Annotated in this window: 23 protein-coding genes; 20 read left to right on the top strand and 3 right to left on the bottom strand. The window is 26.3% G+C overall.

Translation table 11 applies throughout. The features are described 5' to 3' along the window. Window positions 1-113: 113 nt before the first annotated feature. Window positions 114-743 (top strand): helix-turn-helix domain-containing protein, encoded by a 630-nt coding sequence (locus ACNI3D_RS02960; RefSeq protein WP_419768186.1) that lies wholly within the window; start codon window positions 114-116, stop codon window positions 741-743. Between the two features lie 25 nt (window positions 744-768). On the opposite strand, the gene serS is transcribed toward ACNI3D_RS02960, so the two are convergent. Then, a complete protein-coding gene (gene serS, locus ACNI3D_RS02955) occupies window positions 769-2,013 on the bottom strand; it encodes a serine--tRNA ligase (protein ID WP_419768185.1) in 1,245 nt (414 codons plus the stop codon). A 178-nt stretch (window positions 2,014-2,191) separates the two neighbouring features. On the opposite strand from serS, the gene ACNI3D_RS02950 reads away from it, so the two are divergent. From ACNI3D_RS02950 to ACNI3D_RS02885, 14 genes are all read left to right on the top strand, one after another. Beyond that, on the top strand, window positions 2,192-4,483 hold the full coding sequence (locus tag ACNI3D_RS02950) for a TonB-dependent siderophore receptor (protein ID WP_419768184.1): 2,292 nt from the start codon (window positions 2,192-2,194) through the stop codon (window positions 4,481-4,483). A 37-nt stretch (window positions 4,484-4,520) separates the two neighbouring features. Further along, window positions 4,521-4,814, top strand: a complete 294-nt coding sequence (locus ACNI3D_RS02945; RefSeq protein ID WP_129100535.1) for a hypothetical protein — start codon at window positions 4,521-4,523, stop codon at window positions 4,812-4,814. A 1-nt stretch (window position 4,815) separates the two neighbouring features. Beyond that, a complete protein-coding gene (locus ACNI3D_RS02940) occupies window positions 4,816-6,375 on the top strand; it encodes a PepSY domain-containing protein (protein WP_419768183.1) in 1,560 nt (519 codons plus the stop codon). An 84-nt stretch (window positions 6,376-6,459) separates the two neighbouring features. Continuing rightward, window positions 6,460-7,209: a DUF3450 domain-containing protein gene (locus tag ACNI3D_RS02935; RefSeq protein ID WP_419768182.1), complete on the top strand. Its 750-nt coding sequence runs from the start codon at window positions 6,460-6,462 to the stop codon at window positions 7,207-7,209. Then, a complete protein-coding gene (locus tag ACNI3D_RS02930; protein WP_419768181.1) occupies window positions 7,206-8,519 on the top strand; it encodes a MotA/TolQ/ExbB proton channel family protein in 1,314 nt (437 codons plus the stop codon). The genes ACNI3D_RS02935 and ACNI3D_RS02930 overlap by 4 nt, the downstream gene beginning before the upstream one ends. 1 nt (window position 8,520) lies before the next feature. Further along, on the top strand, window positions 8,521-9,039 hold the full coding sequence (locus ACNI3D_RS02925; RefSeq protein ID WP_129100531.1) for a MotA/TolQ/ExbB proton channel family protein: 519 nt from the start codon (window positions 8,521-8,523) through the stop codon (window positions 9,037-9,039). A gap of 1 nt (window position 9,040) precedes the next feature. Further along, entirely contained in the window at window positions 9,041-9,448 is a 408-nt protein-coding gene (locus ACNI3D_RS02920) for an ExbD/TolR family protein (protein WP_419768180.1), read from the top strand. 70 nt (window positions 9,449-9,518) lie between these two features. Further along, a complete protein-coding gene (locus ACNI3D_RS02915) occupies window positions 9,519-10,043 on the top strand; it encodes an energy transducer TonB (protein WP_419768179.1) in 525 nt (174 codons plus the stop codon). Beyond that, the gene (locus ACNI3D_RS02910) at window positions 10,040-11,266 is read left to right on the top strand and encodes a tetratricopeptide repeat protein (RefSeq protein WP_419768178.1); all 1,227 of its coding nucleotides are present in this window, start codon (window positions 10,040-10,042) and stop codon (window positions 11,264-11,266) included. The genes ACNI3D_RS02915 and ACNI3D_RS02910 overlap by 4 nt, the downstream gene beginning before the upstream one ends. An 86-nt stretch (window positions 11,267-11,352) precedes the next feature. Further along, complete coding sequence (locus ACNI3D_RS02905) at window positions 11,353-11,577, top strand: FeoA family protein (protein ID WP_164969746.1); 225 nt, start codon at window positions 11,353-11,355, stop codon at window positions 11,575-11,577. Further along, window positions 11,570-14,011 (top strand): ferrous iron transport protein B, encoded by a 2,442-nt coding sequence (gene feoB / locus ACNI3D_RS02900; RefSeq protein ID WP_419768177.1) that lies wholly within the window; start codon window positions 11,570-11,572, stop codon window positions 14,009-14,011. The genes ACNI3D_RS02905 and feoB overlap by 8 nt, the downstream gene beginning before the upstream one ends. Beyond that, window positions 14,004-14,306 (top strand): hypothetical protein, encoded by a 303-nt coding sequence (locus ACNI3D_RS02895; protein ID WP_419768176.1) that lies wholly within the window; start codon window positions 14,004-14,006, stop codon window positions 14,304-14,306. The genes feoB and ACNI3D_RS02895 overlap by 8 nt, the downstream gene beginning before the upstream one ends. After that, a complete protein-coding gene (locus ACNI3D_RS02890; RefSeq protein ID WP_375722767.1) occupies window positions 14,303-14,458 on the top strand; it encodes a hypothetical protein in 156 nt (51 codons plus the stop codon). Before ACNI3D_RS02895 ends, ACNI3D_RS02890 begins: the two co-directional genes overlap by 4 nt. 53 nt (window positions 14,459-14,511) lie before the next feature. Further along, the gene (locus ACNI3D_RS02885) at window positions 14,512-15,183 is read left to right on the top strand and encodes a hypothetical protein (protein WP_419768175.1); all 672 of its coding nucleotides are present in this window, start codon (window positions 14,512-14,514) and stop codon (window positions 15,181-15,183) included. Here ACNI3D_RS02885 and ACNI3D_RS02880 read toward each other — a convergent pair. Both ACNI3D_RS02880 and ACNI3D_RS02875 read right to left on the bottom strand, forming a co-directional pair. Continuing rightward, complete coding sequence (locus ACNI3D_RS02880; protein ID WP_419768174.1) at window positions 15,141-16,856, bottom strand: 7TM diverse intracellular signaling domain-containing protein; 1,716 nt, start codon at window positions 16,854-16,856, stop codon at window positions 15,141-15,143. The genes ACNI3D_RS02885 and ACNI3D_RS02880 overlap by 43 nt on opposite strands. Beyond that, window positions 16,847-17,530, bottom strand: a complete 684-nt coding sequence (locus ACNI3D_RS02875) for a response regulator transcription factor (RefSeq protein WP_419768173.1) — start codon at window positions 17,528-17,530, stop codon at window positions 16,847-16,849. The genes ACNI3D_RS02880 and ACNI3D_RS02875 overlap by 10 nt, the downstream gene beginning before the upstream one ends. 147 nt (window positions 17,531-17,677) lie before the next feature. Here ACNI3D_RS02875 and ACNI3D_RS02870 point away from each other — a divergent pair, with 147 nt between their 5' ends. From ACNI3D_RS02870 to ACNI3D_RS02850, 5 genes are all read left to right on the top strand, one after another. Further along, window positions 17,678-18,661 carry a helix-turn-helix domain-containing protein gene (locus tag ACNI3D_RS02870; protein WP_419768172.1) on the top strand — a complete coding sequence of 328 codons (984 nt, stop codon included), beginning with the start codon at window positions 17,678-17,680 and terminating at the stop codon, window positions 18,659-18,661. Window positions 18,662-18,766: 105 nt separating this feature from the next. After that, a complete protein-coding gene (locus tag ACNI3D_RS02865; protein WP_419768171.1) occupies window positions 18,767-20,839 on the top strand; it encodes a TonB-dependent siderophore receptor in 2,073 nt (690 codons plus the stop codon). A 132-nt stretch (window positions 20,840-20,971) separates the two neighbouring features. Next, complete coding sequence (locus tag ACNI3D_RS02860) at window positions 20,972-21,934, top strand: helix-turn-helix domain-containing protein (RefSeq protein WP_419768170.1); 963 nt, start codon at window positions 20,972-20,974, stop codon at window positions 21,932-21,934. A gap of 105 nt (window positions 21,935-22,039) precedes the next feature. Further along, window positions 22,040-24,130 carry a TonB-dependent siderophore receptor gene (locus ACNI3D_RS02855; RefSeq protein ID WP_419768169.1) on the top strand — a complete coding sequence of 697 codons (2,091 nt, stop codon included), beginning with the start codon at window positions 22,040-22,042 and terminating at the stop codon, window positions 24,128-24,130. An 11-nt stretch (window positions 24,131-24,141) separates the two neighbouring features. Continuing rightward, window positions 24,142-24,444, top strand: coding sequence for a hypothetical protein (locus tag ACNI3D_RS02850; protein WP_419768168.1), 303 nt, complete (start codon window positions 24,142-24,144; stop codon window positions 24,442-24,444).

Raw genomic sequence — 24,444 nt, 5'->3', positions numbered from 1 at the left:
ATAATAACATATATTTTAAGATTTTTATTAACTTTTTGTATAAATATTATACAAATTTTTATTAAATAGTTTAATTTAGTTAAATATTTTATTTTATTTGGTTAAGAAAATTTATGTTAGAATTGAAATTATTACTTAAAGGGCAGATTTTGACTGAAGAATTCAATGTTGGTAAAAAAATAAAATTTCTTAGAAAAGAAAAAAAGATGAATGCAAAAGAACTAGCAAAAGATGCTGGTATCTCATATGGGATGCTTTCACTTTTAGAAAGTGGCTCAACTCAAGGTTCAGTTGAGACTTTAAGAAAGATTGCAAAGGTTCTTGGTGTAACTATTGCTCATTTATTTACAAACAGTGAAGATAGTGATTTAGCCACAAGACCAAAAGATTTGGACAATGAAACTTCTTATGTTGTAAGAAAAAACCAAAGGAAAAAAATATCTTTTCCCGATCCCCAATATACTTGTGAATTGCTTGTTCCTGATTTACAAGGTGACATTGAATTCTTACAAGTAAATATGGAACCAAATAGAATAACGGAACACTTGATTCCCCACACTAAAGGTGGTGAAGAGTGTGATTATGTATTAGAAGGTGAGATTGTTGTCACTTTAAATGAAAAAGAGTTTGCTTTATCTCAGGGTGATTGTATAAGATTCAATCCTGAAATTCCACATAAAATAGAAAATAGAAGTTCAAAAAAAGCCTCTTATTTATCTGTAATTACTCCTGTTTCTTTTTAAAAAGTAGAAAATAAATTTCTACTTTTTACATATATTTTTTTAAAACTTCTGGAATAGTAATAGTTCCATCTTCTTGTTGATAGTTTTCCATAATAGCCACAAGTGTTCGCCCAACTGCTAAAGAAGAACCATTTAATGTGTGAGCTAAAATATTCTTTTTGTCATCTTTATATCTTATTTTCGCTCGTCTTGCTTGAAAATCTCTAGTATTAGATATAGAAGAGATTTCTCTATATTTTCCTTGTCCGGGTAACCAAACTTCTAAATCAATAGTTCTTGTAGCACTAAATCCTAAATCCCCAGTACAAAGCATAACTTTTTGATGAGCAAGTCCAAGTGAAGTCAATAAATCACTTGCACAAGAAACCATTTTTTCAAATACTTCTTCACTTTGTTCTTGTGTTGTAATAGCTACCATTTCTACTTTATCAAACTGATGTTGTCTTATAAGACCTCTTGTATCTCTTCCTGCACTTCCAGCTTCTTTTCTAAAACATGGAGTATAAGAAGTCATAAGATAAGGTAACTCTTCTACTGGTATGATTTCATCATTATATAGATTTGTTAAAGCAACCTCAGCAGTTGGAATCAAATATAAATCTTCACCCTCTATTTTAAATAAATCATCACCAAATTTTGGTAATTGTCCCGTTCCTTGAAGTGCATTTGTATTTGCCATAAATGGAACATACCACTCTTCAAAACCTCGTTCTGCGTTAAACTTAAGCATATAATTAATAAGTGCTCGCTCTAATTTAGCGGCTTGACCTCTCATAGCTGTAAATCTTGATTTTGCAAGTTTTACACCTCTTGTGAAATCAAGTGTTCCATTACTCTCACCTAAATCCCAATGCTCTTTTGGCTCAAAAGAAAAACTTGGTTTTTCTCCAATAATTTCTAATACTACATTTTCATTCTCATCTGCACCATTTGGAACATCACTATCTGGCATATTTGGAACACCTAGAATTATAAATGAAAGTTCTTCTTCTAAAACTCTAACTTGCTCTTCTAACTCTTGTTTTTGATTTTTAAGTTTATTAATATTTTCTTGTAAAGGTGCAATATCTAGACCCTCTTTTTTATATCTACCAAACTCTTTTGATAAAGAATTTTGTTCGGCAGTTACATTTTCCATCTCTTGTCTTTTAGCTTTTGCATCAACTGAAAGGGCTTTTAAATTATCTAAAATATCTTGGCTAACACCTTTTCTATTTAAAGCTGTTGCAACTTCATCAAAATCTTTTTGTAATAGTTTAATATCAATCATTGGTCTCTACTTTTAATTTTCTAATTTTCGAAATTATATCCAATACCAAATTAAACTAATAAAATGTTAATTCTAATTATAACCCTGCTTGTCATGTTAAGTAAAAAATTTAGTTTACATTAACTAAATTTTGATTATTATTCTCAAAATCATAAAATAGATCATTAAAAGGTGAAAGATGAAGTTAAGTAATATATTATGTGCAAGTTTAATTAGTGTTTGTACTAGCTCTTTTTTACAGGCAGAAGATACATCTTCAGATATTACACAAGATGTTATTGGATATCAAGAGAGTGCTTATGGACAATTAAAAGGTATCGTTGCAACTAAAAGTTCAACAGGTTCTAAAATGGATATTGATATTACAGAAATACCACAATCAGTATCTGTCATTACAAATGATATGATGAATACTATTGGTGCACAAAGCATTCAAAATGTCACTTCTTATGTATCATCAGTTATACAACCATATGGTGAAAATGGTGATCAAAGAACAAACTATGGGAAACTAAGAGGTATTGGCTATTTATATAAATCAACATTCTTAGATGGAATGAAACTACTTCATGCTGGTCATTTAATTCCTAAAATTGACCCTTATGCATTAGAAAGAGTTGAAGTATTAAAAGGTCCAGCATCTGTACTTTATGGAGCAAGTGCTCCAGGTGGTCTTATAAATATGCAAAGTAAAACTCCTACAATAGAACCTTTAAAAGAAATAGGTATCTCATATGCTTCAAATAATAATAAAACTGTTTTTGCAGATATAAGTGATGCTATCAATGAAAAAACTCTATTTAGATTGACAGGAAAATATAAAGAAGGTGATAATGAGTTACAAGATTCAACAAATAAATCATACTTTTTTAATCCTTCATTGACATATTATATTGATGATAATAGTTCAATAGATATTATTGCTTCAGTGGCAAAAGACCAAATCAAAGGTTTGGGAATGAGTTTTAGTGGTTCTAAAAGTATACTAAATTATCAAAATAGTATTGCAGATAAAGCAGCAACTATTAAATCATATTTAAATAGTTTAGGTATTGGTTTCTTTACAGCTACAGATTCTTTGTATATTAATAACTTAAAAAATGCAGCAAACCCTGTAAATGCTTTAAATCTACCTAGTGATTTACTTATTGGATTAAAAGATAAGGAAATATTTGAAAAGAGTCATCAATCTATTTCAACTGTATATAAAAATAATATCAATGATGATTTGAAATTTCGTTCAAATATTAGATTTATGAAGATGGATGGGAAATATTATTACTCTCAACCTTCAGCAGACGGATTAAAGCCACTTTTAGCAACAATGACACCTGATTTAACTAAATTTCCTTTAGAATATTTTGAAATTGATTCTAAACTAAAGTCTTTTACTACAGACAATAATTTACAATATACGGCAAAAACAGAAAATGCAGAATTTACCTCATTGATTGGATTAGACTTTCAATACTCAGACTATGATAGAAAAACAACTAATGCTACACAATATACTTATGATTTAACAAAAAAACAAGCCACAAGTAATCCAAATGCTGCAAATACATATTTCAACAATTTTAAGCAAGAGTCTTTCCAAACAGGTTTATATGCGCAAAGTCAAATAAAAACATATAATAATTTTATTATCTCATCTTCTCTAAGATATGATAAATTAAGACAGAAAAAAACAGATCATCTTACAGATACACAAAGTTCACAAAGAGATGACAATCTTTCAGGAAGATTGGGATTGAGTTATCTATTTGACAATGGTATTACCCCTTATGTTTCTTATTCTACTTCTTTTCAGAGTAATATTGGATCAGGATTTGATGGAAAAACATTTGATCCATCTATTGGTGAGCAAGTTGAAGCTGGTATTAAATATAAACCAAATAATTTAGATGCTTTATTTACACTTTCAATATTCAGTTTAAAAGAAAAAGACATAGTTCAAAATGACCCTGAGCATACAGGATCAAAAATACAACAAGGAGATGCTGAAGTAAAAGGTTTAGAGTTTAATATTCTTGCAAGTCCTACAGAAAATCTAAATACAGTTTTCTCATTTTCAAAAATGACAGGAAAAGAAGTAAATATGGCAAATCATGCTTATGAGGGAAGAGATTTAGCTGATATCCCTGACTTTTCTATAAGATTATGGACAGATTATACTTTCCCTAAAACTCCAATAGGTGATTTTAAAATAGGTGCAGGAGTTAAATATACAGGAAAATCAAAAGCCTTAAGTGCTGATCAATTTAACTTGCCAAGCAGACCTCAAAAACTTTATGATGTGGATGATTATACAGTTGTTGATGCCCTAATTGCAACAAAATATAATAACTGGGATATCTCTTTAAATATCTACAATGTATTTGATAAAGAAGTTAAAGTAAATAATAATTCAGTACAAAGTGCCCAAACAGCTGGTAGATCATTTATGTTCACTACGAAATATAAATTTTAATGGAAGAATTTAATTCTTCTATTGAAAAGAGACTATTATGACTATAATTAAAAACTTATTTAAAAAAGATACTAATGCTTCATTAGGGGCAATAAGACTACTTTGTTCTATACTTGGTTCCCTTGCTGTTGCTTACTTGTTATTAATAAAATTTGCACAATTATTAAACTTCTCAATATTTGAAAACATTGTACTTGCAATTATATTATTACCAATACTTTGGTCTTCTATTGGATTATGGGTTGTTTTATCAAAAACTAAAATTGAAGCATTATTAAAAGTTTTTATTCCTTTTATATTGCTCTTTTTCATTATTTACGGATTGGATTAAAATGAATAAAAGATTATTTAACATACATAAACTAATAGGTATAAATGTTTTACTATTTTTCTTTATTTCTATATTTTTTGGTATTTTAACTATATTTAGACCCTATGTTAGTTTTTGGGAGGATAGTCAAAAACACATTTCTAATATAGAAGTTCAAAATATAAATTTCGAAAAATGCATAAAAGAGATAACAAAAAGAAAATATGTTGGTGAAGATGGTAAAGTTATGAGAAATGACTTTATAAAACTAATATTACCAGCAAAAGAATTTAGATCAAATAACTTAATTCAAGTAAATAATAGACCAAACTTTTACCTAAATCCAAATACCTGTAAAAAAATCAAACCAAAAAATTTTACTATTTCAAAGTTTTTTGAACTAATACATTATGGTCGTATTTTCAAATCTTTAGTTGCTCAAATGATTTTTGGTTTTGCAGCAGTTGCTGTTGTCTTTTTATGCCTTAGTGGTGTATTTTTAATCATAAAAAATAATTATAAAAACAAAAAGACTAAAAATCTAAAAGGTTTTTTTGCTAAATACCACAGACTTTTATTATTATATACCCTACCCTTAGTTTTTATGTTTGGATTAACTGGTGCACTTTTTAATCTAGGAATTTATAGTACTCCTCTTATGACTAATTATTTGACTGAGTCAAAAACATCAAATCTTTTAACTGTAGATAAAAATATTTTAATAGATAAAGATTTAAAACTGTATGAACCATCGCAAAAAGTTAAAACATTAGATATTAATACTTTATATAAAAAAGCAAAGGACTCATTTTCACATATCTCTTTTTATGCCATACAGATATATAACCTTGATGATATAAATGCAAGGATTAAATTTATAGGATATGAGCCTAAATCATTTTTTATAAGTTCTGTATACAATGAAAGCTATGTTGTCTTAAACGGCACCAACGCAGAAGTTATCTTTAAAAAAAGTGCCAGTGATGGAACATTTACTGAAAAAACTTTAGATTCGGTATTTTATTTGCATTTTATAAGAACTTTTAGTGATATTCCAAGAATTATCTTTGCAATTATTTGTTTTACAATTTTATTTGGTGTTACTGTAGGATTATTGTTGTGGATGCAAAGAGCAAAAAAAGACAAATTTACATACAAGGTATTACAACCATTGAGTTACACAGTTGTTTTAGGATCATTAATAAGTGCTAGTTTATTATTTGCAACAACTTGGTTAATTCCAAAACAATATATGTATTTTAATTTGTTAAATACTCTTTACAATGTACAAGAAGTTTTATTTTATAGCGTGTTTATTCTTATATTTATTTATATAAAAATAATCTCATCTTTATATAAAGTAACTAAGCATAGCCTATTTTTTAGTGGTTTGTTACTTATAATTGCAACACTTTCCCATAACTTTACAAGTGGATTTAATCTATTTAAATCTTTTTCATTAGGATTAAATGAGATTTTCTTCACTGATTTAGTTTTATTCTTTTTAGGAATATTACTAATTTATTTTTCGTATAAACTTCCCGTAAAGTTTTTTATTGAAACAGAAGAAATAAAAAAATAGTAATTACCATGAATAAGAATAGTTTAATCAAGATTTAAATTAATTTTGATTACTATTCTCATTATTTAAACAAAAAGGAAAATAATGTTTAAACCACTGAATTATCTTATACTCTTTGCTTTTATATCATCAGGGCTTTTTGCTTCAGATTTAGATAAATCTCTTGATGTTATACAAAAAAGCAATAATACACTAAAGTCTTATCAGAAAAAAATTGATAAAAATGAGGATATACGAGAAACTCTTTTTGATCAATATAAACAAAAAACTGCACAATTAAAAAATACCCAAAAATATAATGAACAGTTAGAAAAAATCATTGTATCTCAAAAAGAAGAGCTACAAAGTATGGACCAACAGCTCATAGATATTGAACAAACAAAAAAGAATATCTATCCTTTAATGTTAGAGATGATTAGTTCTTTAAAAGTATTAATTAAGTCTGATACACCCTTTTTACTACAAGAAAGAGAAGATAGGGTAAAAAGACTTGAAGAAAGTCTTACAAAAGCAGATATAAAAACAAATGAAAAATTTAGAATTATTCTTGAAGCTTTTAAAATTGAATATGATTATGCAAAAACAATAGAAGCATATCAAGAAAAAATAGGCAATACTAGCTACAACATTTTGCGTCTTGGAAGAGTTGCCTTATATTATCAAAGTTTGGATTTGAAAAACTATGGTTACTTTAATAAAGAAACAAATAAATGGGAAGAAATCATAGATAGCACTTCAAAATCAAATATAAGAACAGCTATAAAAATTGCAAAAAAACAAGGGAATGTTACTTTATTAAATTTACCCTTCTTAGCTAAAAAGGAAGCAAAATGATACGATATATACTTACTCTAACACTTTTTAGTACTTTATCATTTTCAATGGACTTATCTTCACTTTTACAAAGTGTTCAAAATGATTCAAAAAAAGAAATGCAAGCTGAAAAAGACAGATTGCAAACATTTATTGATAATAAAGAAAAACAAAAAGAATTACTTATTCAAACAGAAGAAGAACTTAAAAAAGAAGACTTACGAACTGAACAATTAAAAAAATTAATTGAAGAAAAAGAAAAAGTATTAGCTAAAAAAGAAGAAGAGCTTAAAATAAAAGCAGCTAATTTAGGTGAAATATTTGGAAGTGTTAGACAGACTTCTTCTGATTTTTTAATTAACTTTCAAAGTTCACTAACAGCATCTGAAGATTCAAATAAAGAAGAACAATTTTTAAAACTATCAAATTCTAAGAAACTTGCAAATATCCAAGAATTAAAAGAGTTTTGGCACTCTATGTTAGATGAAATTATCAAAAGTGGAAATATTGCACAATACGATGCTGATGTGATTTTAGCATCAGGAGAAAAAACAAAAGAAAAAGTTACTAGAGTTGGTTTATTTGCTGCAACTTCAAATGGCAAATATTTAACTTATTCAAATGACATGAAATCATTAGTAGAGTTAACTGTTCAACCAAGTGGTTCTGCTGTTCAATTAGCAAAAGATTTTGAATCATCAAATGAAATTTCAAATATCATTATTGATCCAACAAGAGGTACACTTTTTGAAATGATTGCAAATAATCCAACCATAATGGACAGACTAACACAAGGTGGAATTGTAGGATATATTATCTTGATATTAGGAGCCTTAGGTTTACTTTTTGCTTTATTTAAAATGATTATTTTAAATATTAGTTCAATAAAAATCAAAAAACAGATGAAAAATATATCTGAAATAAATCAAGATAATTCATTAGGAAAGATTGCAAATATTTTTTATGAAAATTCAAATAATTCTATTAATGACTTAGAAATTAAAATCGGTCAAGCTATTTTAAAAGAAACAACACAAATAAAAAAAGGCCAAAGTTTTGTAAAACTTCTAGCAGCTGTTACTCCTTTATTGGGATTATTAGGAACAGTTACTGGGATGATTGCAACTTTCCAAGCCATAACTTTATTTGGTACAGGTGATCCAAAACTTATGGCAGGTGGTATTTCAACTGCATTGATTACTACTGTTTTAGGATTAGTTACAGCAATACCACTTCTTTTTGCATATACATACATCTCTTCAAAATCAGAAGAACTTGTATCTATATTAGAAGAACAAAGTATTGGATTATTAGCAAAAACATTGAAGTAATATGATTGATTTATATATAGATGATTTATTCTCTTTCTTTGATAAGGGAGGTTTAGTTTTATATTTTGTTTTTTTTCTTGCAATTATTTTATGGACATTATTAATTGAAAGATATGTTTATGTTAGTTTTACATATAAAAAAGAGAAAAAAGCGATTATAAAAGAACTAGAGGATATTCCTTCTCAAACTAAATTTAAAGATGAGATTAAAAGATATTTTCTTCATAGTTCATCTTTTAAACTTAAATCAGGTCTTGATTTAATCAAAACTATGATTATGGTTTGTCCCTTAATTGGTCTATTAGGAACAGTTACTGGGATGATAGAAGTATTTGATGTTATGGCAATTACAGGAAGTAGTGATGTGAAATCTATGGCAAATGGTGTATCAATGGCTACTATTCCAACAATGGCAGGAATGGCTGTAGCACTTAGTGGTATTTTATTTGAAAAGAAATTAGAACTTTCAATCAGATATAAAATACAAAAATTCGAACTAGAACTTTCTAAGGTAATATAATATGAGAAGATTTTCACAACATAAATATAAAGAAGAAACAGAAATCAATCTAACTCCAATGCTTGATGTTGTTTTTATTATGTTAATATTTTTTATTGTTACAACTTCTTTTGTTAAAGAAACAGGTATTGAAGTAAATCGTCCAAGTGCAAAATCATCAGAACAAAAAGGCAAAGCAAATATCTTAATAGCTATAAAAAATAATAATGAAATCTGGATTGATAAAAGAATGGTAGATATTCGTTCAGTAAGAGCAAATATTGAGAGATTAAAAGCCTTAAATTCTCAAAATTCTGTGGTAATACAATCAGACTTGGATTCTAAAACTGGTACTTTAGTAAAAGTAATGGATCAAATAAGACTTGCGGGTATATTTAATATCTCAATTTCTACACTAAGAGATAACTAAAATGCGATTTCTTTTAGCTTTAAGTTTGTCTATCATTATTTGTCTTGGTTTATTTTTTGGTATGTTTATAATGACAAATAGCAATAATAAAAAATTTGAAGAACCTACCCAATTGCGACACTTAGTATATTTAAGAGAAAAAGATGATACAAATATTGAAAGAAAAAAAAGAATTAAAGAAAAACCAAAAGTAAAAAAACTAGAGCAAAAACCAAAATTTCTTAAAAAATATTCTACAGAACCTGAAAAAAATGTGAAAATTGTTCCTTTTAAAATTCAGCAAAAAATCGAGATATCAAAAATATCATCACTATCTGGTGCAAAAGTTATTTTAGATGCAAATACTTTAGCACCCTTAAAAAAAGTAAATCCAAAGTACCCAAGACAAGCAAAATCTAGAAAACAAGAAGGTTATGTCAAATTAATTTTTGATATTGGTAAAGATGGTTATGTTTCTAATGTAAAAGTTTTAGAATCCAATCCGGAAGGTATTTTTGAACATAGTTCAATAAGTGCAATTAAAAGATGGAAGTTCAATAGAAGTGAATACTCAAAAACTGCCACTATAAAATTTAATTTTAGGTTAGCAATATGAAAAAAATAATCTTAATTTTAACGCTTTTAATTTTATCATCTTTTGCAAAAGAGTCTCTTTCAAGTACAAACTTTAAAAAGCTTCAAGAAGCAGAAAAACTTATTGAAACAAAAGATTATAAACAAGCATCTAATCTTTTAAAACCATTATTAAAAGATACAAATGATATTACAATATCTTATGCTTTACAAAGCTATTCAAGTATATATTTAGAACAGAATAAATATAAAGAGGCGATTTCAAATTATGAAAAAATACTTAAATTAAATGTTTTTAAACCAAATGAAATAAATAGAGTTAAATATGTTTTATCTCAATTATATTTATCTGAAACTCTATATAAAGAAAGCATAAAATATTCATTGGAATTATTAAAATCAAATGATATTAATAAGCAACTCATTTATCAGAATTTAGCTTTAGCATACTACTATGCACAAGAATATAAACAAAGTATTGTATATGACGAGAAAGTAATTGAATACAAGAAGGAACTATTAGAAGAGTATTTAAAAGATTCAAAAGAAAATCAAAAAAGTAAAAGTAAACCAAATTTGGAAACTTGGTATAAAATTTTGTATTCATCTTATTTTGAATTAAAACAATATCCTAAGGCTATTGAAATTATTAAATATATGATTAATAATTTTGAATCAAAAGAAGAGTATTGGATGCAATTAGTTTTGATTTATCAAAATACAAATGATCAAAAACAGATGCTCTCTACCTTAGAATTAGCATATGACAGAGGACTAATTAACCATAAAAACAATATTCAATATTTTATAAATTTATTATTACAAAATGACTTATATAATAAAGCAGCACTTTTAATCGAAGATGGTATAAAAAAAGGAATTTTAGAAGATAATAAATCAAATTTTAAAACTTTAATTAATTCACATTTAAATGCAAAAAATATAAAACATGCCATAAAACTTTTAAATACCAACGCAAATGCAAAAAGTGAATATTACGAAATTTTATTAGCAAATATTTATTACAATGAGTCAAATTATAAAAAAGTAATTTCAACTTTAGAAAATACAAATTTCAAAAAAAATTCAAAAAATGATGGGCAAAAAAACATCTTACTTGCCCTTTCTTATTATGAATTAGAAAAAGAAGATTTTTCAAAAAAATACCTAAAAGAAGCTCTATTAAATAAGTTTGAACATGCAAGGGCCAAAAAAATCATCAAACAATTAGGTTACAAAATATGATTAATCACAAACGGACATATTTTAGCCATATTTTTTCATTATAATATTAATACTTACTATTAATATAATTTATGAAAAGGTGGCTAATGACCCTAAATGAAATAATCCCATTTAAACCTGCAATAATCAAAGAGATTAATGCAACAGGTATATTATTGCAAAAACTTTATGATATGGGATTTATAGAAGGAACTTCCATAAAACTTATTAGATACTCTCCTTTAAAAGACCCTTTGGAAGTAGAACTATTATCTTATCATATTACACTACGAGTAAATGAAGCTAAAGCAGTTAGAGTAAGCTATGAATAGCATCAATTTAGCCTTAGTGGGACAACCTAATTGTGGTAAGTCTACTATTTTCAATATGTTAACAAACATCAAACAACACATTGCAAATTATCCAGGAGTAACAGTTGATAAAAAAGAGGGCTCATATACTTATAAAGATTCAAGATACAATGTAATTGATTTACCAGGAACTTACTCTTTTTCTTCATATTCAGAAGAAGAAAAAATCACAAGAAGTTATATCTTAAATAAAGAAACTAACATAATCATAAATACAATTGATGCTTCAAATTTAAGAAGAAATTTGTATTTAACTATGCAACTTTTTGATATGCAAAAACCTATGATTATTGCATTTAATATGTTGGATATTGCAAAACAAAATGGTCAAGAAATTAACTTTGAAAAATTAGAAAAATTAGTCAATGCAAAAGTTGTGCAAACAGTAGCTACAAAAAAACAAGGATTGAATGAACTAAAAGATTCAATTATAGAAGTAAATAATGACTTAATATCTCATGTATCCACTGCCTTGTTTTATGAAAAGTTGCAGCCATATATTGATAGATTGAAACCTCAACTAAATGTGGATTCTTTTGAATTATCAAAACATTTTATTTGCATAAAACTTTTTGAAAATGATGAAGGAATTAAATCTTTTGTAAAAAACAATGATTACAATTATGATGAGATATTTGATATTGTTCAGAAGTATAAAGAAGAATTTAAAGATATACATAAAATAAGTGTTGGACAATATATTGTAAAAATTAGATATGAAAAAGCAGATGAATTAGTAAAATCATGTACAACAAAAAGTAAAACACAAAATAAAACAATAAGTGAAAAAATTGATACAATAATATTAAATAAATTTCTTGCCCTTCCTATTTTAGGTCTAATTATTTTTACTTTATATAAGTTTTCAATAGTATACGGATATGACCTCACTAATATAACTTGGCCCATACTAGCTTGGGTTAAATATACCGTAGTTTCACTATTTCCAAGTGAAGATATTAGTTCCATTCCATATTTGACTCAACTTGCTATTTGGATGATGAATAGTATTATTGCTTTACTTAATTATATTCCAATATTTTTAATACTTTTTTTCTTAATTGCTATACTAGAAGATGTAGGATATATGCCACGAATGGCCTTTATTTTAGATAGAGTTTTCTCAAAATTTGGCTTGCATGGAGAGTCTACCCTGCCCTTAGTTTTAAGTGGGATTTTTGCAGGTGGTTGTGCAGTTCCTGGAGTAATGGCAACAAAAGGAATGAATGACAAAAGAGCAAAAATAGCTACAATTTTAACTATTCCTCTTATGAACTGTTTAGCAAAGATTCCTTTTTTTATATTGATTATAGTAACTTTTTTTAAAGTACATATGTCTTTGATGATGTTTATGATTTCAACTATTACCCTATTTATTGCATTGATTATTTCTAAGCTATTAAGTATAAGTGTTTTAAAGGCTTATCCAAATACTCCTTTTATCATGGAATTACCCTCTTATCATATACCTACATTAAGAGGCTTATTAGTTAAAGTTTTTGATAGGGTTTGGTTATATTTAAAAAAGATTGTTACAATTGTAGCAGCTGTTGCTATAGTTTTATTTGTACTAATACAATTTCCTGGTCTCTCGCAAAAAGAAAAAAATCAATATGATATTCAAAGTAAAGCAATGCAAGATACTTTTTATAAGCAAACAAAACATAGCACATATTTTACTTATGTAAATGAGAAAAAAGAACTAAAAGAGTTAATTAATTTTTATACTCAATATAAATATGAAAAAATGAATACAAAAGATGTAACTGTTTCAAAAGCTATTGATGAAAAATTTCAAGATAAAAATCAACTGTTTTTTCTTTTTGCTAAACCTAATAAAAATAAAGAAGCTAGAAAAATAAATAAAGCGTTAAAAATACTTTTAAATACAAGAAAAAAATTACTAAGAGAATTAAAAAACAATAAAATTGAGAATTCTTTTTTAGGTTCTATTGGAAAATTCTTTGTTCCAGTTACCCAATATGCAGGCTTTGATTGGAAAATCAATGTGGCATTTTTAAGCTCTTTTGCAGCAAGAGAAAGTTCGGTTTCAACTCTTGGTGCATTATATGAGAGTAATCAAAATAACTCTTTAGGAGATAATCATACATACTCTCCACTAAGTGCTGTGGCGATTATAATATTTATGGCATTGACACCTCCATGCATAGCCACAATGATTATGATAAAAATCCAAACAAACTCTCTAAAATGGATGTTATTTGCCCTATTTTATCCAATAACTTTAGGACTAATATGTGCTATTTTTATTTTTCAAATGGGCACAATTTTTAGTTTATCAGAAATTGAAGCTATGGGTTATTTTTATATCTTTATTATATTAATAACTCTTGCTTTAGGATTAATACCAACAAAAAAGGAAACATATGTTTAAAAAAATTTTACTAGCAAGTATACTTTTAATAAGTAGTTTAGATGCACATACGGCCATCATGACATGCTTTGACAATGGTGATGATAGTATCACTTGCGAAGGTGGGTTTTCAAATGGAAGTAGTGGAAGTGGTGTAAGAATGTATGTAAAGCATGATGACGAAAAGATTATTGAGGGTATTATGAATGAGAATAGTGAATTTACTTTTAATAAACCAAAAGAGTCTTATGAAGTTGTTTTTGATGCAGGAGAGGGGCATGTTGTCTCTATAAAAGGTAAGGAGATTATAGAATGAGTCTATATGAACTACTTTTTACTGTAATTATTTTTGTTCTTGCACTTTCTTACATATATAAATCACTATTTAAAAAGAAGAGTTGTGGTGGTTCTTGTGGTTGTGGTTCACAAAATAATTCTAAAGAGAAAAAGAAATTTCCTATAAATTAAGAATTTGTTTTTTTAGACATTCTTTAGCCATTGTTTTTTCATACAATTCAAGTATGAGTAACAATGAAATATTAAATTATTTAAAAAATGCCAAAATCGATACTACTGTTTTAAAAAAGATTTGTAAATATTTTACAGAAGATTATACAGCAATACAAACGGCTCAAAAATTAAATCTAAGTAGACAAACTATAAATAATTATTATAAAATTATTAGATCATTATTACTTTCAAAAGAAGATGAAATATTTTATTTATTGAAAAATAATCATTTATCTAATAATAGCTTTTTAATAAAATATGTAAAAAATGGACCATACATTAACTATTTTATTGAATACCAAAAGAAAGCTTTTATTTTTGAAAATAGTGAAAATATTTTTCCAAATCTTCAAGAGTTTATAAATGAAAATATTCATTTACAATTACAAAATAGTAAAAAAACCAATTCTGCAAAAGTTTCATTTGATAAAAAAAAGAATAAATATACCTTATTGTATCTTACAAAAAGTGATGAGAGCATTCAAGATTTTATTCAAAATAGATTAAAGAAATTTAGAGGACTAAACAAAAATAACTTATTTTTGCATTTAAAAGAGTCTCAATTTCGATATAACCATTCACAAGATGTTTTATATGAAACTCTTCTTTCTTTATTACTTTTAAAGAAATCTAACTTATCTTATACTTCAACTTTAAAACAAGCTCCTTCTTTGGTATTATAAGCACTAATTGTACCTTCAAAGTGTGATTCTACAATTATCTTTGACATATAAAGCCCTATTCCACTACTATTATTTTTCGTACTAAAATAAGGATTAAAAATCTTGTTTATAATATCTTCAGAAATTCCTTTTGCATTATCTTTAACTGTTAAAATGCTTTTATTATTTGTAAATTCTAAATAAATATCTATTTTAGGGTTTTTAATTTTTCTTAAATGTAATACCTCTTTAGCATTACTAATAAAATTTAATACTACTTGAGAATATTCATTTTCAAATGCTTCTACTTCACTATCTTGCTGGATTGTAAAACTTAGATTTATATTCAAATTATCTAAAGAGGGTTTGATTATATTAATTGCTTTATTAACAGCTTCACTTATAAAAAACAGTTCTTTATTTTTAACTGGTTGATAAAAATCTTTAAAATTATCAATAGTTTGTGACATAAATTCAATTTGCTCATAGGATTCATTTATTTTTTCATCTAAGTATTTTTTATCTAATTCTTTACTGTCTTGAGCCGTTTGTATATCCATATTTATAAATGATAGGTGAGTTAAGGGTTGTCGCCATTGATGGGCGATATTATTAATCATTTCACCCATAGAAGCCAATTTACTTTGGTGTACTAAAAGTTGCTCTTTTTCTTTATTTTCATGAATACTTTGTTTTAATTTATAACCAAGTGCAAAACTTAAAATCATAGATTCAATAGGAAATCCAATATGAAAAATAAAGAGTTCATGTATATTTATTAAATTATATTCACTAACTACTAAACTTATAAAAAGAACACTCCAACCCAAAATATAGAAGATTGCTACTTTTTCTCCTTTGTATAAAGTAATAATTCCAGCCATCATTAAAAATAAGATAATTAATGTTCTAGATATATATTCATACAAAATTGAATACCCAATAAAAGGTATACAAAATAAATCTAACACATTTATCATAATCAATCCATACAAAAACTTATCCATAATAGGTATATTTTTTTTTGTATTTAATATCTCTTTAGAAAATAAAATAATCACAATAAGGCACAAAGTCTCAATTATATCAAGGACCATAATTTCAAAAGAGCTTCTATATGTCATAGTAGAAAACCTAACAAGGTCAACTAAAATACCTAACAAAAAGACCTGCATCAAAGAGTAATAAAAGAAGGCTTTTTTTCGAGTATTTAAAAATATTACAAGATTATATAAAAAGGCTGAAAAGATTATTCCATATGCTATTCCATATAATATGCTTTTATTTTCTAAAATATATTGATATTCAAATTCACTAAATACCAATATCTTAAAATTTAATAGTTTCTGTTGTTTATTTTCATATAAAAAATATATATTAGAAGGAGTATTTTTATCAAGTTTTACTATTATCTTATCTAAGCTTTTATTATAATCTACATTTGAACTAATTAAACTTTTTACCTCAGTAGTTATAAATAAATAGTATGTTTTACCTTTTAATGCTTTTTTATTTATTTCTAGTTTTATATTGAATTTTTTAAAATAATCATTTTTTAAATCATATTGTTTATAATTTTTATAGTTTCCTTTATCAGTAGCAATATAAGCGGCAGTTATTAGACTATCTTCTCCATTAGCATAAGCAAAAATATTTATTATGCAAATACAAATAATAATTTTAGCTAATGGCATTGAAGTTTATAACCCATTTTTGCTATATTTTCAATACAATCTTCTGGTAATTTTTTTCTTAGTTTTCGAACCATTGAACGAAGAGCATCTTCACTCATATAAGAGTCATACCAAATTATATTCTCTATTTCTTCATATGTTACTACACGAGTTAGATTCATGCATAATAATTCTAAAAACTCTAATTCTGTTTTAGATAATTTCACTATTTGTTTATCAAAGATTAGTGTTTTATTAAAAATATCATAAATACAATTTTGACGAATATGAATAAGATTTAATCTATTTTCTTTAATATTTAAAGCACATTGTTTTAAAACAGAGTGCATCTTGTCATGTCGTATTGGTTTAACTAGATATTTTACTAGATTCAATTCTACAGCTTCAAGTAGAAAATTCGTATCAGTATATGCCGTTAGAATTACTATTTGACATCTTTTATCTAATTCTCTAACTTTTCTAACTAAATCTATACCTGACATTTTTGCCATTTTGATATCAGTGACTATAATATGGGGTTTAATCTCTTTAAATATATCAAATGCATCTAAGGCATCTTTTGCTTCATATACCGTTTCAAATAAACGACTAAAGTAAGACATAGCAACTTTGCGTATGTTATTTTCATCTTCAACATATAATAATTTTAAATTCTTAAATTCATTCATTGACATAAACAATTCTAACATAATATTGTTTAATTATAATAATCACTATCATAGTTAAAGCTATTTTAAATATATTTTACTATTATAAGAATTTAATTGTAAGGAAAATCAACAGATGCTATATAGATTATTAAATACTTTTTTAAATACAAAATGAATGACGCATTTAAAGTAAATTACACAGATTTAATTGATATTGTTAAAACAACACAAAACCCTTTTTCTAGACAAACTTTTATTGCTAAAATAAAAAAAGAGTATGGTGAAGGCTTTACTATTTTTTATGATATGGGAAATGGTATTGGTCTTTTTGTTAGGAAAGTCATTCCCAAAAAAGACTTAATATTATACGAAGAATCTCAAGTTCCTGGTGCATGTTTGATTTTTAACTTTGGTGATAATATCAATTTTACATATAAAGACAAAAAAGAACATATTTTAAAAAATAATTACTTTTTTATTGAACTAGCATCCAATAAATTTTATTGTGAAATCCCATTAAAAAAAGATGAACCTTTTTTCTGTATTTTTGTAGGTATAAAAAATGATTTATTTTTAAAACTTGCATATTCAATTGTAGATATTAAAAGATATATGCAATTAGCATTTAAACAAAGCTACTATATTTTAAAAGATTTACAAATTGATGCATTGCAATTAGAGTTATCAAATGATTTTAAGGATGAAAATTCTTTTGAAGATATTTTAAAAAGCATTTATCTAGAATCAAAAATTACAAACTTACTTCACTATACTCTTGAAAAGGTTTCCAAATCTTTGAGTAATTCCTCTTCTATAAGTCATAAAAAAGATAGAATTTCATCTTTAGAAAGAGCAAAAGAGATTATTATGAATAACTACAATTCAAAATTATCTATAAAAACTATAGCTTATAAATCTGCAATAAATGAATGTTATTTAAAAAAAGACTTTAAAGAGTATTATGGCATGACCATTTTAGAAATGATTCAAAAAAGACGATTAGAAGTAGCAAAAAAACTATTAAAAGAAAATCATAGCATTAAAGAAGTTGCAGTAAAAATAGGATATAACAATGCTAGCTATTTTAGCAAATTATTCTTTGATTATTTTAATATAACTCCAAATGATTATAGAAAAGAACTCAATAACTTTTAATTTTTCCCTTTATCCCATAAACTTTTCCTCATAGTGTCTTTTAACATATTGATAATTAGTATCAATTTATATATTATCCCTAAATAAAAATTTCAGGAGTATTATATGAAAAAAAAATTTCTTAAAAGAAATTTATCAATAGGCCTTTCTTCTCTTTTATTAACAAGTGAGCTACTTCTTGCCCAAGAAAGTACAAAATTAGATGAAGTTAATATTATAGAGAATAGCATTTCAAATTATCAAAGTGAAGAAAAAGTAAAATTAAATCGTACAGGTATAGATATAGAAGATACAGCTAAATCAATTCAAGTATTTAATCAAACTCTTATTCAAGATGCAAGTCTTAGAAATATTGATGATATTATAGAGTTATCATCAAATACTGTTTACACTGGTGATACAGATGGAAAATCAACTAATATATCTATGAGAGGATTTTCAGGAGTTCCTATTTTAATTGATGGATTAAAAGTTACAAATAAAATCTCAAATCCAGAAGTTTTTGCTTTAGAAGCAGTTGAGATACAAAAAGGTCCAGATTCATTACAATATGGACAATCAAGTCCTGGTGGAATAGTAAACTTAGTTAAAAAGAAACCTTCAAAAGAAACTATTGCAAACATTGAATTAGAGATGAATGATAATCCAGGATTTAATCCTAAAGTGGATATTGGTGGTAGTTTAAATGAAGATAAATCATTATATTTTAGACTTATTTCCACTTACGAATATGATGAGGGATACACAAATAGTAATACAAACATAAATAAAATATTTATAGCTCCAAGTTTAGCTTATGATGTAAATGATAACAACACTTTTACTTTTGTTAGTGAATACACTAAAGAAACGACTCCTACAAGATTTGGAAGTAATGTTAATAGCAAGGGAGAACTTGTAGCACCTATAGAAAATGTCGCTTCTCATCCTGATGAAGAATATAAAAGAACACAAAAAGTTATTGGATTTAATTTTGATACTATTTATGATACTTGGAATTCTAACTTTAAATATAGGTATATAAAACATGTAAGAGATTATGGAAATGTTTATTTACCACTTACTTATACCGAAGCTACAAATACAGTTACAAGATTCCCAGCTACTCAAAGTAATAAGTATAAAGAACATGCCTTACAATATACACTTAATAAAGAGTTTAAAATACTTGATATGAAAAACAATCTTAGTATGGGTGCTGATTACAATAAAGCCTATTCAGAAGGAAAATCTCGTAGTATAAGGCAAGCTTATAATATTAATCTTGCACATCCTGTTTATGAGCCAAGCATAATTTCTGTAACCTCTGACAATAGTTCTGGTAGACTAATACCAGATTCATATGTTAAATCATGGGGGACATTTTTACAAGATAGTATAAATATTACAGATGATTTGATATTTAGTGCAGGAGTAAGATATAGTGAATCTAAACCTAAAGATGGTAAAAAAACTGATGCAATTAGCCCTTCATTTGGAATAGTTTATCATGTCACAGATAAAACAAGCCTATATACAAATTACTCTAAATCTTTCACACCAAATAGTGCTACAGATAAAAGTGGAAATATTTTAGACCCTGAAATAGGAAAAGGATATGAAATTGGAATCAAACAAAAACTATTTGATGATAGATTAAATTTAACAGCTGCAATATTTAAAATAGAAAAAGAGAATATTGCATTGGCAGATCCTGATGCTCCATCTTTAAGTGGTTGGTCAGTTCCAAGTGGTAAACAAGAGAGTCAAGGCTTTGAATTAGACTTAGCAGGTGATATTACATCAAACTGGTCTATGATTGCTTCGTATGGATATACTAAAACAAAAAATAAAAATAATGATGATAAAAACTTAAGAAATATTCCAAAACATACAGCAAATATTTTCACAACATATAAATTATCTACTTTTGATTTACCAGATTTTTATGTTGGTGCGGGAGCTAGATATTTAGGAAGTAAATATGCAGATGATGCAAATAGTATAAAACTAGATTCTGCAATTATTTATAATGCAACAATTGGTTATAAAAAAGGAAATTGGAAAGCAAATATTAGTGTTCAAAATCTAACAGATGAAGAGTATGTTGATGGATCAGCTTCAGGTAAGACAAGTGATACCAGAGTATATGTAGGAGATCCAAGAACTGTTCTTGCAACAATCAGTTACAGATTTTAAAATATAATATTAACAGTTTTCACTATATAATTAGTGAAAACTGTTTAATTATAATAATCACTATCATTAATTAAAGTTATTTTAAATATTTTTTACTATCATAAGTATTTAACTCTAAGGATATTTAAAATAATGGAAAAAATAAATCACACAGATTTAATAGAAATTAGCAAAAAAATTAATAATCCTTTTTCAAGAGAAACTTTATTAACAAATGTAAAACAAGATTATGGAAATGGCATTTTTATATGGCATGATTTTGGTAATGGAATAGCTAGTTCTTCATGTAATCATATTTTAAATAATGATTATAATATTTATCTTTCTTCAAATATAGCAGGTGCTGTACTAATCTTTAATTTATCAACTAATATTAAATATCTTTTTAAAGATAATCATGAATTTATATTAAAAAAGAATTCATTCTTTATTGGTCTTTCCTCAGATGATTTTTCCGTTGATATGCACTTAAAAAAGAATAAACAATGCAAAGCAATAACAATTGGAATAAAAGAAGTACTTTTTTTACAACTTGCACAAAAACTAGAAAGACTAGAAGAAAGAATGAATGAGACAAAAGTTCATAATCACTCCATCATTGAAGGTGGATATATTGATTCATACCAACTTGAAATATTGTCTCATTTTGAGAATGAAACAATTGATCACAATAGTCTTTCTAATCTTCATCTTGAATCTATGGCATTAAATTTAGCACATTATACAATTAACAAAATTATTAAAAAAGACTTTTCCAGTGAAAATATAAATATTGAAAAAATCAAACCATTAGAAAGAGCAAAAGAGATAATTACTAAATATTATAACTCTCCATTAAGTATAAAAGAGATTGCATATAAATCTGCAATCAATGAATGTTATTTAAAAAAAGATTTTAAATTGTATTATGGAATGACAGTTTATGAAATGATTCAAAAACAAAGATTAAAAATAGCAAAAGAACTATTGAATAAAAATTACAGTGTAAAAGAAGCTTGTTTCCAAGTTGGATACAAACACACAGGCAATTTTAGCAAACTTTTCTCTATGCAATATGGTATCAGCCCTAGTTTATACAAAAAACAGCAAGAATAATCTTATTTTTCCCCATTGTGTATAAAATATTCCTTTTTTTGACTACTAGATATTGATAACAATAATCATTTAATGTATTATGCCATAAATTTTTCAGGAGCAAAAATGAATTACAATCATTTACATAAGCATTTATCAATCTCTCTTAGTGCATTGATAATAACAAGTTCTGTATTACTTGCAGATAATAAAAAAGAAAGTGAAAGTACAACATTACAAAGCATTGATATTATTGGTGAAGATGTTGCAGCAGATTATTTATCTAATGAAAAAGCACACTTTAATAGAACAAACATAAAATTAGAAGATACTGCAAAATCTATTCAGGTTTTTAATGAAAACTTTATTCAAGATGCTAATCTTCAAAATATTGAAGATATTATAAAATATTCATCAAATACAGTTTATACAGGTGATAGTCATGGACGAACTAATCAAATTTCTATGAGAGGATTCTCGGGAGTTCCAATTTTATTTGATGGATTAAAAGTTACAAATAAAATGGCTCATCCTGAAATATATAATTATGAAGCAGTAGAAGTACAAAAAGGACCAGATTCATTACAATATGGGCAATCAAGTCCCGGAGGAATAGTAAACCTAGTTAAAAAGAAACCTTCAAAAGAGACTATTGCAAATATTGAATTAGAGATAAATGACAATCCATCTTATAGTCCAAAACTTGATATTGGTGGTAGTTTAAATGACGATAAATCACTTTATTTTAGACTTATTTCTACAATGAAACATGACGAGGGATATTTTGATAATAATACAGATACAGACAGTATATTTATAGCTCCAAGCTTAGCTTATGATATAAATGACAATCACACTTTAACTTTTGTTTCTGAATATACAAAAGAGACTACTCCTTCATCTTTTGGAACATATGTAAACAGTAGAGGTAAAATTGTAGCTCCTCTTGATACTGTTATTTCTAATCCCGATGAAGAATTCAGAAAAACTCAAAAAATTGTTGGATTTGATTTAAATAGCACTTTTGATACTTGGAATTCAAACTTTAAATATAGATACATTGATTATGTTGGAGATAATGGTGATGTACATATGCCTTTTACATATAATGAACAAACAAATACAGTTACAAGATATTATGCATATCAAAAACAAGAATTTCAAGAACATGCACTTCAATATACAATAAACAAAGAAGCCAATATATTAAATCTAAAAAATAATATTAGCTTAGGTGCTGATTACAATAAAGCTTACTCAAAACTTGATATGGATTTAGATAGAAGTATTGCTTATAATTTAAATTTATCAAATCCCTCTTATGCACAACTTACAAGTTTATATAATGATTCAAGAGCTTCAACTTTTTCGCAAGCTAAAACAAATGTACAATCATGGGGAACATTTTTACAAGACAGTATAAATCTAACTGATGATTTAATATTTAGCGCAGGAGTAAGATATAGTGAATCTAAACCAAAAAATGGAAAAAAAACTGATGCAATCACTCCATCTTTTGGATTAGTTTATCATGTGACAGACCAAACAAGTATATATACAAATTATTCTGAATCTTTTACTCCAAATACACAGATAGATATTAGTGGAAATATTTTAGACCCAGAAACGGGAAAAGGATATGAAATAGGAGTCAAACAAAAACTATTTGATGATAGATTGAATTTAACTGCTGCCATATTTAAAATAGAAAAAGAAAATATTGCTCAACTTGATCCAGCTGATGTTACCAATACAAAATATAAATCAAGTGGTAAACAAGAAAGCCAAGGTTTTGAGTTAGATGTAAATGGAGCAATAACATCAAACTGGTCTGTGATTGCTTCATATGGATATACTAAAACAAAAAACAAAGATAATGACAATAACTATTTAAGCAATATTCCAAAACACACAGCAAGTATTTTTACGACATATAAATTATCTACTTTTGATTTACCAGATTTTTATGTTGGTGCGGGATCTAGATATTTAGGAAGTAAATATGCAGATGATGCAAATAGTATAAAACTAGATTCTGCAATTATTTATAATGCAACACTTGGTTATAAAAAAGGAAACTGGAAAGCAAATATTAGTGTTCAAAATCTAACAGATGAAGAGTATGTTGATGGTGCGCTATCTAGTTCAGCAGCTGGAACAAGGGTATATCTTGGTAAACCAAGAACTTTCCTTGCAACTATAAGTTATAAATTTTAAAGAAAGCAATAATGATACAAAAATTATATAAATATTTATCAACACCAGAAAAAAGTGGCAAAAGAATAGGCCTATTTAGAACAATAACCTCCATCTTTGGAGGTTTAGTTGTGGCTTACTTAGGTATGACCCTACTAGCTTTTTTAATTCCAATTGAAGTACAAAAGTCTGCAATTATATCTATAATGTTAAATACTTTTGCTTGGGCAATAGCAACAGTATATATTGCATTATCCTTTACAAAATTAAGTGCATTACTTAGATTTTTAGTGCCTACAATCGTATTTTCACTTGCACTTTATATTTTTTATTAA

It is taken from the genome of Arcobacter siniprincipis (SeqCode) (assembly GCF_048571125.1).
GTDB classification, from domain to species: Bacteria; Campylobacterota; Campylobacteria; order Campylobacterales; family Arcobacteraceae; genus Arcobacter; species Arcobacter siniprincipis.
This window is presented reverse-complemented; position numbering and strand designations above follow the sequence as displayed.

Excerpts from the sequence above, each read along its gene's own strand:
- ACNI3D_RS02960 (WP_419768186.1), top strand. The coding sequence starts at position 114 with ATGTTAGAATTGAAATTATTACTTAAAGGGCAGATTTTGACTGAAGAA.
- serS (WP_419768185.1), bottom strand. The coding sequence starts at position 2,013 with ATGATTGATATTAAACTATTACAAAAAGATTTTGATGAAGTTGCAACA.
- ACNI3D_RS02950 (WP_419768184.1), top strand. The coding sequence starts at position 2,192 with ATGAAGTTAAGTAATATATTATGTGCAAGTTTAATTAGTGTTTGTACT.
- ACNI3D_RS02945 (WP_129100535.1), top strand. The coding sequence starts at position 4,521 with ATGACTATAATTAAAAACTTATTTAAAAAAGATACTAATGCTTCATTA.
- ACNI3D_RS02940 (WP_419768183.1), top strand. The coding sequence starts at position 4,816 with ATGAATAAAAGATTATTTAACATACATAAACTAATAGGTATAAATGTT.
- ACNI3D_RS02935 (WP_419768182.1), top strand. The coding sequence starts at position 6,460 with ATGTTTAAACCACTGAATTATCTTATACTCTTTGCTTTTATATCATCA.
- ACNI3D_RS02930 (WP_419768181.1), top strand. The coding sequence starts at position 7,206 with ATGATACGATATATACTTACTCTAACACTTTTTAGTACTTTATCATTT.
- ACNI3D_RS02925 (WP_129100531.1), top strand. The coding sequence starts at position 8,521 with ATGATTGATTTATATATAGATGATTTATTCTCTTTCTTTGATAAGGGA.
- ACNI3D_RS02920 (WP_419768180.1), top strand. The coding sequence starts at position 9,041 with ATGAGAAGATTTTCACAACATAAATATAAAGAAGAAACAGAAATCAAT.
- ACNI3D_RS02915 (WP_419768179.1), top strand. The coding sequence starts at position 9,519 with ATGACAAATAGCAATAATAAAAAATTTGAAGAACCTACCCAATTGCGA.
- ACNI3D_RS02910 (WP_419768178.1), top strand. The coding sequence starts at position 10,040 with ATGAAAAAAATAATCTTAATTTTAACGCTTTTAATTTTATCATCTTTT.
- ACNI3D_RS02905 (WP_164969746.1), top strand. The coding sequence starts at position 11,353 with ATGACCCTAAATGAAATAATCCCATTTAAACCTGCAATAATCAAAGAG.
- feoB (WP_419768177.1), top strand. The coding sequence starts at position 11,570 with ATGAATAGCATCAATTTAGCCTTAGTGGGACAACCTAATTGTGGTAAG.
- ACNI3D_RS02895 (WP_419768176.1), top strand. The coding sequence starts at position 14,004 with ATGTTTAAAAAAATTTTACTAGCAAGTATACTTTTAATAAGTAGTTTA.
- ACNI3D_RS02890 (WP_375722767.1), top strand. The coding sequence starts at position 14,303 with ATGAGTCTATATGAACTACTTTTTACTGTAATTATTTTTGTTCTTGCA.
- ACNI3D_RS02885 (WP_419768175.1), top strand. The coding sequence starts at position 14,512 with ATGAGTAACAATGAAATATTAAATTATTTAAAAAATGCCAAAATCGAT.
- ACNI3D_RS02880 (WP_419768174.1), bottom strand. The coding sequence starts at position 16,856 with ATGCCATTAGCTAAAATTATTATTTGTATTTGCATAATAAATATTTTT.
- ACNI3D_RS02875 (WP_419768173.1), bottom strand. The coding sequence starts at position 17,530 with ATGTCAATGAATGAATTTAAGAATTTAAAATTATTATATGTTGAAGAT.
- ACNI3D_RS02870 (WP_419768172.1), top strand. The coding sequence starts at position 17,678 with ATGAATGACGCATTTAAAGTAAATTACACAGATTTAATTGATATTGTT.
- ACNI3D_RS02865 (WP_419768171.1), top strand. The coding sequence starts at position 18,767 with ATGAAAAAAAAATTTCTTAAAAGAAATTTATCAATAGGCCTTTCTTCT.
- ACNI3D_RS02860 (WP_419768170.1), top strand. The coding sequence starts at position 20,972 with ATGGAAAAAATAAATCACACAGATTTAATAGAAATTAGCAAAAAAATT.
- ACNI3D_RS02855 (WP_419768169.1), top strand. The coding sequence starts at position 22,040 with ATGAATTACAATCATTTACATAAGCATTTATCAATCTCTCTTAGTGCA.
- ACNI3D_RS02850 (WP_419768168.1), top strand. The coding sequence starts at position 24,142 with ATGATACAAAAATTATATAAATATTTATCAACACCAGAAAAAAGTGGC.